This window comes from Nocardia sp. 852002-51101_SCH5132738 (assembly GCF_001665695.1).
Taxonomy (GTDB): domain Bacteria; phylum Actinomycetota; class Actinomycetes; order Mycobacteriales; family Mycobacteriaceae; genus Nocardia; species Nocardia nova.
This window is the reverse complement of sequence record NZ_LZML01000187.1, coordinates 89,543-98,800: the sequence shown is the minus strand read 5'-3', so window position 1 is coordinate 98,800 and position 9,258 is coordinate 89,543. Positions and strand designations below refer to the sequence as shown.

General features: G+C 67.3%; 8 protein-coding genes. 7 read left to right on the top strand and 1 reads right to left on the bottom strand.

Going from position 1 to position 9,258, the window contains the following annotated elements:
• Positions 1-470: 470 nt before the first annotated feature.
• From nrdF to A5789_RS37505, 3 genes are all read left to right on the top strand, one after another.
• Positions 471-1,433: a class 1b ribonucleoside-diphosphate reductase subunit beta gene (nrdF, locus tag A5789_RS29315; protein ID WP_030515669.1), complete on the top strand. Its 963-nt coding sequence runs from the start codon at positions 471-473 to the stop codon at positions 1,431-1,433.
• Positions 1,434-1,761: 328 nt separating this feature from the next.
• Entirely contained in the window at positions 1,762-2,265 is a 504-nt protein-coding gene (locus A5789_RS29310; RefSeq protein WP_064906124.1) for a hypothetical protein, read from the top strand.
• Between the two features lie 71 nt (positions 2,266-2,336).
• On the top strand, positions 2,337-2,831 hold the full coding sequence (locus A5789_RS37505; protein ID WP_181064045.1) for a hypothetical protein: 495 nt from the start codon (positions 2,337-2,339) through the stop codon (positions 2,829-2,831).
• Positions 2,832-2,843: 12 nt separating this feature from the next.
• Here A5789_RS37505 and A5789_RS29300 read toward each other — a convergent pair whose 3' ends face one another.
• Positions 2,844-3,920: an ABC transporter substrate-binding protein gene (locus A5789_RS29300; protein ID WP_064906128.1), complete on the bottom strand. Its 1,077-nt coding sequence runs from the start codon at positions 3,918-3,920 to the stop codon at positions 2,844-2,846.
• A 199-nt stretch (positions 3,921-4,119) separates the two neighbouring features.
• Here A5789_RS29300 and ctaD point away from each other — a divergent pair, with 199 nt between their 5' ends.
• The 4 genes from ctaD (at position 4,120) to A5789_RS29280 (ending at position 9,169) form a co-directional block, all read left to right on the top strand.
• Positions 4,120-5,856, top strand: a complete 1,737-nt coding sequence (gene ctaD, locus A5789_RS29295; RefSeq protein WP_062963242.1) for a cytochrome c oxidase subunit I — start codon at positions 4,120-4,122, stop codon at positions 5,854-5,856.
• Positions 5,857-6,077: 221 nt separating this feature from the next.
• Positions 6,078-7,331: a phosphoserine phosphatase SerB gene (gene serB / locus A5789_RS29290; protein ID WP_036524710.1), complete on the top strand. Its 1,254-nt coding sequence runs from the start codon at positions 6,078-6,080 to the stop codon at positions 7,329-7,331.
• Positions 7,331-8,146: an aminoacyl-tRNA hydrolase gene (locus A5789_RS29285; protein ID WP_064906130.1), complete on the top strand. Its 816-nt coding sequence runs from the start codon at positions 7,331-7,333 to the stop codon at positions 8,144-8,146. Before serB ends, A5789_RS29285 begins: the two co-directional genes overlap by 1 nt.
• 192 nt (positions 8,147-8,338) lie before the next feature.
• A complete protein-coding gene (locus tag A5789_RS29280) occupies positions 8,339-9,169 on the top strand; it encodes an ABC transporter ATP-binding protein (protein WP_063015655.1) in 831 nt (276 codons plus the stop codon).
• The last annotated feature ends 89 nt before the right edge of the window (positions 9,170-9,258 follow it).

Genomic DNA, 9,258 nt, shown 5'->3' with positions numbered 1-9,258 from the left:
CACACCTGTCAGCACAACCAACCAAATGAAAGGGCCACGGCGCTACACGCCGCCACCACCCATTTCGCAACAGCCCGAAAACCGCTGAAGCCGAGGAGGTTTGCACGATTAGTGCGCCGCCCGCATGCGTTCACCGCCGCCGGTCGGGGCGCTGAGCCCGGTCGGGAGCACCCGCCAGGCCTCATCGATGTCCGCCGGAATGTGCTCTGCGGGGATCGACCGGCACGTCCCGGTATTGGATCGCATTGGCAAACTCTCGGCATCGTTGCTGCGATCGTGGCGGCGGCAGTAGCCTGTGCATCGCGCGCTCGTCATTCGCTCTCGGCCGCGGTGTGGAACTTCCCACCCCGGAACGCATTTGCCCAGGACATGGGAGACACAAGCCCTTGTGTTGTGCTGAGCGGCGGCCCACTAGGAGTAGTGTCCGAGCGTACAATGACCGGCGAAGCGGGAAGGGTGAGTGAGCGGGCGTGAAGCTGATCGATCGAGTGTCTGCGATCAACTGGAATCGGGTGCCCGACGAGAAGGATGCCGAGGTCTGGGACCGGCTCGTCGGCAACTTCTGGTTGCCGGAGAAGGTTCCGGTGTCCAACGACATTCCGTCGTGGAACACGCTGAACGCGCACGAGAAGCAGTTGACCATGCGCGTGTTCACGGGTCTGACGCTGCTGGACACCATTCAGGGCACGGTCGGCGCGGTGAGCCTGATTCCGGACGCGCGCACCCCGCACGAAGAGGCGGTGCTGACCAACATCGCGTTCATGGAGTCGGTACACGCCAAGAGCTACAGCTCCATCTTCTCCACGCTGTGCTCCACCCGCGAGATCGACGACGCCTTCCGCTGGTCGGAGGAGAACCCGAATCTGCAGCGCAAGGCCGAGATCGTGCTCGAGTACTACCGGGGCGACGAGCCGCTCAAGCGCAAGGTGGCCTCCACGCTGCTGGAGAGCTTCTTGTTCTACTCCGGGTTCTATCTGCCGATGTACTGGTCCTCGCGCGCCAAGCTCACCAACACCGCCGACCTGATCCGGCTGATCATTCGTGACGAGGCCGTGCACGGCTACTACATCGGCTACAAGTACCAAAAGGGGCTCGAGGACCTCACCCAGCCCGAGCGCGACGAGCTCAAGAACTACACCTTCGAGCTGCTGTTCGAGCTGTACGAGAACGAGGTCGAATACACCCAGGACCTCTACGACGAGGTCGGCCTCACCGAGGACGTCAAGAAGTTCCTGCGCTACAACGCCAACAAGGCGCTGATGAACCTCGGTTACGAGGGCCTGTTCCCGCGCGACGAGACCGACGTCAACCCGGCCATCCTGTCGGCGCTGTCCCCGAACGCCGACGAGAACCACGACTTCTTCTCCGGCTCCGGTTCCAGCTACGTCATCGGCAAGGCGGTCAACACCGAAGACGAGGACTGGGAGTTCTGAACTCGGTTCGACCATGAAGGGCCCGGACGCAGACTTCTGCGTCCGGGCTCGTTCGTTCTGGGCTCCTGGGACCTTGCCGAGCCCAGCCGCTCGAGTCTCCCCTAGGAGGAGGCGGCAGGCTGAGGCTCGTGAACGACGAGACGATGCTGACGATCGGCGCGCCGGCCGAGCGGACGGGGCTGACGGTCAAGGCGATTCGGTTCTAGGCGGATCGGGGGATCGTGGCGCCGACCGGCCGTAGTCGCGGCGGATATCGGCTCTACGATGCCGAGGCCTCCGCACGCCAGGAACTGGTGCGAACGCTGGGTCTTCGACATCGTTGTCGTACATGAGCGCAATCGGTTTCGAGCATGCACGGTTGGTGCATATGGACCGCGGCACGCGACAGTGGGTGAGTGTCAAGGTCTTTCGCATCGACCCGGGAGCGTCAACGCCGGAGTTGCTGGCGGCGCTGCTCGCGCATCGGCAGTATCGCGACCACTACGCGGGGGGACTTCCCGAGGAACAGGGTGAGCACCGCATGCACGGGCCCTATCGCCTGGAATGCATCACCCTCGATTCGTTCCGGCCGATCGAGACCGAGGGCGCCGTGGCGATCGTGCGAGGGTGGGCGGCCGCGGGTAAGCCGGTGTCAGCCGGAACGCAACGTGATCTCGACATGTTGGTCTACCCGGCCCTCGCAACTCCCGAGCTGTACGAATTATCCGATTTGCATTCAACCGCTGAACACGACTGGGGATGGGTGGTGGGTCATCTCGCAGGCTTCCACGAACTGATCGCCATCGACAGAATCAGGTGCTCACTGGCGTTGCTGGTTGCCTCGGACGACTGACCGCCATGCATTGCCGCGGGGCGGCGGTGGGGTGGGTGCCGATCGGGCCGACCGCTCGGTATGATTCGAATATGTGTTCGAGTGCCGGGGGTGTGTCGTCGGAGGGGGCGGGCGATGGGTTCTCCGGCCGGGCGCCGCGACGGCTTCCGGACGGTGTTCCGCGGACCGAGGGGACCGAACCGCAGCTGCAGTATCCGAACGAGACCGGCTATTACTACCGGGTGCTCGTGCAGCCGCCGAAACCGGTGTGGGTGCGGTTGGATGCGATTCTCATCCGGGATCCGGGCGCGCCCCGGCACGTCAACGGGGCGGGGCTGGATATGACGGGGGAGCGGCCGGGGACACTGACCCACTGGGTGCCCTCGTTCAGTGGCGAGTGGCTGGGGCGGGTGAATTTCTCGGTTTGTTATGCGGACGGGCGGACGCCGCTGCACCTGACCGACCAGTTGGTGCCGGCCTACGCATTGCGTCCGCGGGCGGCAAGCGACGATCCGCGCCGCACCCCGGCGAATCCGTCGGATGCCGACGAGCGGATGGCCGGTGAACCGGGCCCCGAGCTGCGATGAGCCGATACGCGCTCAGTCGGTGACGTACCCGTTCAGCGTCTTCCGTAGGTCGTCGAGGATCGCCCGCGCGGCGGTGAGCCCGGAACCGTGCCAGAGGTCGTCCTCGACGGCGAAATCGCGCTTGTCGGCGACGGCGCCGAGCTCTTTCCAGTCGTCGCCCTTCATGATTGATTCGCCGTGGCTCTGACCGTCGGGGCCGTCGAACATCAAATAGATGATGTCGCCCTCGATCTTGTTGCGGTCGCTCTCGGTGGCGAGGCTGTCCACCGTGAACGAGCGATCGCGCTGGGCGCCGGGCCGCTGCACACCGGCGTCGGCGAGCACCTGCCCCGCGAACGTGTCGATGCCCTGAACCTGAATGTCCTTGGGGGAGAAGCGGATCACCGATGCCTGCGAGAAATTGGCCGCGATCGAGGCTCCGGTTTCGCGGGCGTCCGTGCGGTAGTCCGCGAGCGCCTTCGCGCCGGCCGAACCGCGGCCCAGGGCGTCGGTGTAGGCGGTGAAATCGTCCTGCCAGCCGCGGTGGTCGACCAGTACGGTCGGGGCGACGCCGCGCAAGGCGGCGAGATCCCCGTCACCCGCGGCGCCCAGGATCAGATCCGGTTGCAACGCGGAGATTTTCGCCGGGTCCACCGCCCCGGAGGTCCCCACGCTCGGGATCTTCAGCACGCCAGTGCCCAGATAGTTCGGTTGCGGCGCCGGGCCGGGTTGCGTGGTCGCGCCGACGACCCGCTCCCACAGGCCCACGGCACAGACCGCGTCCAGCGCCGCGGTGTCCAGGACGACAATGCGTTTCGGATCCGCGGGCACCTGGGTGCCTGCCACCGTGCGCGTGCCCGACGCCTGATCGGGGGCGGTGGGCAGGGCGCAGGCCCGGGTGGTGTCGCGCTCGATGCCGACCACGCTCGCACCGGCGATATTCGTGGTGGTCCGGACGATCGAACTCGATGCGTCGTCACCCCCGGTGCCGCACCCGGTGACCAGGGCGACCACCGCGCCGACGGCCGCACCGCCGAGCGAGAGCCGGCGCGCACTGGTGCGCTTGCGGGTCTTGGGCTTTCGGGTGGAGACGCGTTCGCTCACCGGCATGCAGCGTAGGGTACATGCGCCCGTGTGCAGGGTCGTTGCGGCACCGTCCGCGCGGCGAATACGACAGAGAGTAGGACCCCGTCGGACGCCTGCGACGCCACGGTTTACGATGCCTCTAGCGCAAGCCACCGTCGTTTCGTCATGTGCCGGAACGCACGAGCGTGCGAAACGAGCAGAAGGCACACCTTCAGGAGGATCAGTGACTGCTGTAGAGCCCCAGCCAGTCCCCAAGCTGGAAGCGACACGGCCGTATCCGGCACGACTGGGCCCGAAGGGTTCGTTCATCTACAAGGCCGTCACCACCACGGACCCCAAGGTCCTCGGTGTGATGTACCTGGTGACCGCGATGTCGTTCTTCATGATCGGCGGCCTGATGGCCCTGCTGATGCGTGGTGAGCTCGCTCGTCCGGGTCTGCAGTTCCTGTCGCCGGAACAGTTCAACCAGCTGTTCACCATGCACGGCACGATCATGCTGCTGTTCTATGCGACCGCGATCGTGTTCGGCTTCGCCAACATCGTGCTGCCGCTGCAGATCGGTGCGCCCGACGTCGCCTTCCCGCGTCTGAACGCGTTCAGCTACTGGCTGTACCTGTTCGGCGCGACCATGGCGACCGCGGGCTTCATCACCCCCGGTGGCGCCGCCGACTTCGGCTGGACCGCCTACACCCCGCTGTCGGACATCGTGCACTCCCCGGGTGTCGGCGGCGACCTGTGGATTCTGGGTCTGGCCGTCTCCGGTCTGGGCACCATCCTCGGTGGTGTCAACATGCTGACCACCGTCGTCTGCCTGCGCTGCCCCGGTATGACCCTGTTCCGGATGCCGATCTTCACCTGGAACATCGCCGTCACCAGCGTTCTGATCCTGCTGGCCTTCCCGCTGCTGACCGCCGCGCTGATGGCGCTGGCCTACGACCGGCACCTGGGCGGCCACATCTACGACCCGGCCACCGGCGGTTCGCTGCTCTACCAGCACCTGTTCTGGTACTTCGGCCACCCCGAGGTGTACATCATCGCGCTGCCGTTCTTCGGCATCGTGTCCGAGATCTTCCCGGTCTTCAGCCGTAAGCCGATCTTCGGTTACACCACCCTGGTCTACGCGACGCTGGGCATCGCGGCGCTGTCGATCGCGGTGTGGGCGCACCACATGTACGCCACCGGCGCGGTGCTGCTGCCGTACTTCTCGTTCATGACCTTCCTGATCGCGGTTCCGACCGGTGTGAAGTTCTTCAACTGGATCGGCACCATGTGGAAGGGGCAGCTGACCTTCGAATCACCGATGTTGTTCTCGGTCGGCTTCCTGGTCACGTTCCTCTTCGGTGGTCTGTCGGGCGTCATCCTGGCCAGCCCGCCGCTGGACTTCCACGTGTCCGACACCTACTTCGTGGTCGCGCACTTCCACTACGTGCTCTTCGGCACCATCGTGTTCGCCACCTTCGCCGGAATCTACTTCTGGTTCCCGAAGATGACCGGCCGCATGCTGGACGAGCGCCTGGCGAAGTGGCACTTCTGGGCGACCATGGTCGGCTTCCACACCACCTTCCTGGTGCAGCACTGGCTGGGTAACGAGGGCATGCCGCGTCGTTACGCGGACTACCTGCCGACCGATGGTTTCACCGCCCTGAACACCGTCTCCACGATCGGCGCCTTCATCCTCGGTGCCTCGACGCTGCCGTTCATCTGGAACGTCTTCAAGAGCTACCGCTACGGCGAGGTCGTGACCGTGGACGATCCGTGGGGCTACGGCAACTCGCTGGAGTGGGCCACCACCTGCCCGCCGCCGCGGCACAACTTCTACGAGCTGCCGCGGATCCGGTCCGAGCGTCCGGCGTTCGAGCTGCACTACCCGCACATGGTGGAGCGCATGCGGGCCGAGGCGCACGTGGGCTGGGGCTCGAAGTCCCATCACGTGGCCGAGCTCGAGAAGGTGTCGAGCTAGTACCCCGCTTCGAAGAGAGCAGTCCCGGCGCGGCGGCCGTCCAGTGCGACGGCCGCCGCGTTCGGCGTTTCGGGGGGTGCCGCGCCGGGTCGGCGGTGCGGCAGTGACTCCGGCGACCGGTGCGCGCCGGTGGCCGCACCCGACCTGAGAGAATGTCTGCTGGCCGTCGCGGACCGCGATCGCCGCGGAAGTGGAGCTGTGACGAAGAGATGGAGTTGCGCGTGGGCACGTCCGAGTCCGATCGTGGCACTGCCACCGAGACGACGGTGCTGATCACGGTCACCGGGCCCGATAAACCGGGCGTGACCTCGGTGCTGCTGGCGGCGCTGTCCCGGCACGGCGTGAGCCTGCTGGACGTGGAGCAGGTCGTGATCCGGGGCCGGCTGACCCTCGGGGTGCTGGTGACGAGTCCGGGCGATCCGGAGGATCTGCAGGATCAGCTCGAGGACGCGATGGCGACCGTCGGCATGCAGGTCGACGTCGAGATCGGCGCCAATTCGGTCTCCGGGGCGCCCTTGTCCACACACGCGGTGGTGGTGCTCGGCAGCCCGGTGACCGCTCGCGCGTTCAGCACCATCGCGCGCACACTGGCCGCCCAAGAGGTCAACATCGACTCCATCCGGGGTATCGCCGACTACCCGGTGACCGGTCTCGAGCTGATGGTCACCGCACCGCCCACCGAGGACGCGCTGGCCGAGACCCGCCTGCGCACGGCGCTGGCCGAGGTCGCCGCGAAGGAGAAGGTGGACGTCGCCGTCGAGCGCGCGGGGCTGGCCCGGCGGGCGAAGCGGCTCATCGTCTTCGACGTCGACTCCACCCTGATCCAGGGCGAGGTGATCGAGATGCTGGCCGCCCACGCCGGTGTCGAGGAGGAGGTCCGCAAGGTCACCGAGGCCGCGATGCGCGGGGAGATCGACTTCGCCGAATCGCTGCGTCAGCGCGTCGCCACCCTCACCGGACTGGACGAAACGGTGATCGATCAGGTCGCCGAGCGGATCGAGTTGACCCCCGGCGCGCGGACCACCATTCGCACCCTGCGCCGCCTCGGATTCCGGTGCGGTGTGGTCTCCGGCGGATTCCGTCAGGTGATCGAACCGCTGGCGCACGAGCTGGAACTGGATTTCGTGCACGCCAACACCCTCGAGGTGGTCGACGGCAAGCTCACCGGTCAGGTCATCGGCGAGATCGTCGACCGGCCCGGAAAGGCGGTGGCGCTGCGGCGTTTCGCGGCCGAGGCGGGCGTGCCGATGGAACAGACCGTCGCGGTCGGCGATGGGGCCAACGACATCGACATGCTCAACGCCGCCGGCCTCGGTATCGCCTTCCAGGCCAAGCCCGCGCTGCGGGAGGTCGCCGACACCGCGTTGTCGCATCCGTTCCTGGACGCGGTGTTGTTCATTCTCGGGGTCACCCGCGACGAGGTCGAGGCCGCGGACGCCCGCGACGGACTGCTGCGCCGAGTGCCGCTGAGCTGATGACCGAACCCGAGATCGACGCGCCCGAGGGCGCCGCACCGCCACTGCTGCTGGATTCGGGTTTCCGTGCCCGGCATGCGGAATTGGCGCTGGGTTACGGGGGTGGCGGCGATCCGGACGATCCCGCGCAGGTGCAGGCGATGCAGATGGTGCTGCACATACCGAAAGCCGAACCGCCGCGCCGCAGTGCGGTACTGGAGGCGGCGGCCGCCGCGGCCGTGGCGCTCTGCCTGGACCCGCGAGTGGGTCCGGACGGTGAGTGGCAGGACCGCTACCTCGCATGGAAGCGCTCGCGTATCCGGAAGGTCGCGCGCCGGGCCCGTGGCGCACAGTGGCTCGCGGCCAACGAGGTGGACGGCGTCACGCTCGAGGTGGACGGCGCCGAGGCGCGCGCCCTGGTGCCCGGTCCGGTCGGCGACATCGACCAGCGCATTCGCAAACTGCAGATCGGCGGCACCGATCTCGAGTCGGACGAGCCCGGTCCCGCGGACCCGGAATTGCCTGTGCTGTGGGTGAATTCGGCCCTGAGCATGACCGTGGGCAAGGCGGCGGCGCAGGTCGGTCACGCGAGCATGTTGCTGGCCGGTGCGCTTCCGGTGGAACAAGCCTTCGCCTGGGCGCAGCGTGGATTCCGCTGCGCCGTCCGGGATGCCGAGCCGGATCTCTGGGCCCGCCTGTGCGCCCGAGTGAACGGTGGCGACGGGCTCGAGACGATCGCCGCCGTGCGGGATGCCGGGTTCACCGAAGTCGCGCCCGGATCGATGACGGTGATCGCGGTGGCGCCGCCGATGAGCCCGCTCGACGACGCGGCGTAGCGCGGCGCGACCACCCACCGCACCGAGCCGAGGCCCGGCGTGCCGTGGCGTGTCGAGCGCCGTAGGGTGCTCAAACGTGCGGAATGTCACTGCGGCAATGGCCGATTCGGATCGTGGGGGAGCGGGTGGCCGACTATGACGGATAGCGTGCACACCGACCACGTTGGCAACGGATCGAGCGCGTCGGCAAAGATGGAGCTCGTGCCGCAACCGGATCCCGATCTGCTCATCGATTTCAACGAGGTGACCGTCCGGCGTTCGGGCCATACCCTGGTGGGTCCCGTCACCTGGCAGGTGGAGCTCGACGAACGCTGGGTCGTGCTCGGCCCCAACGGCGCCGGTAAGACGTCGCTGCTGCGGATGGCCGCCGCCGAGCTGTATCCGACCTCGGGGTCGGCCACACTGCTGGGCGAAGTGCTCGGCAAGACCGACATCAGCGAACTGCGGCCGCGCATCGGCCTGTCGTCGGCGGCGGTGGCCAGCCGGATCCCGGTGGACGAGAAGGTGTCGGATCTGGTGGTGTCGGCGGGGTACGCCGTGATGGGCCGCTGGCGCGAACGCTACGACGATGTCGATACCGACCGCGCCGTCGACATCCTGGAAAGCCTGGGCGCCGAACACCTTTCGGACCGCGCCTACGGAACCCTGTCCGAGGGCGAACGCAAACGCGTTCTCATCGCCCGCGCTCTGATGACCGATCCCGAACTGCTGCTGCTCGACGAGCCGGCCGCCGGGCTCGATCTGGGTGGCCGCGAGGAACTGGTCGAGCAACTGGGCGATCTGGCCGCCGACCCGGATGCTCCGGCGACCGTGCTGGTCACCCATCACGTCGAGGAGATTCCGCCCGGCTTCACCCACGCGCTGCTGCTCAACGAGGGCGATGTGATCGCACAGGGCCTGCTCTCGGACGTGCTGACCGCCGAGAACCTCAGCGAGGCCTTCCGCCAGTCCATCGCCCTCGATCGCATCGACGGACGGTATTTCGCGCGGCGCTCGCAGCGTTTCGGCCGCCACCGCGCCTGAGCCGGTTCCCGGCGCCTGTTCCCGCAGTGCGCACCGGTGCCGCATTCGGGCACCTGCTGCCGATCGGAACCAAGCGCGCGTTATGGTGC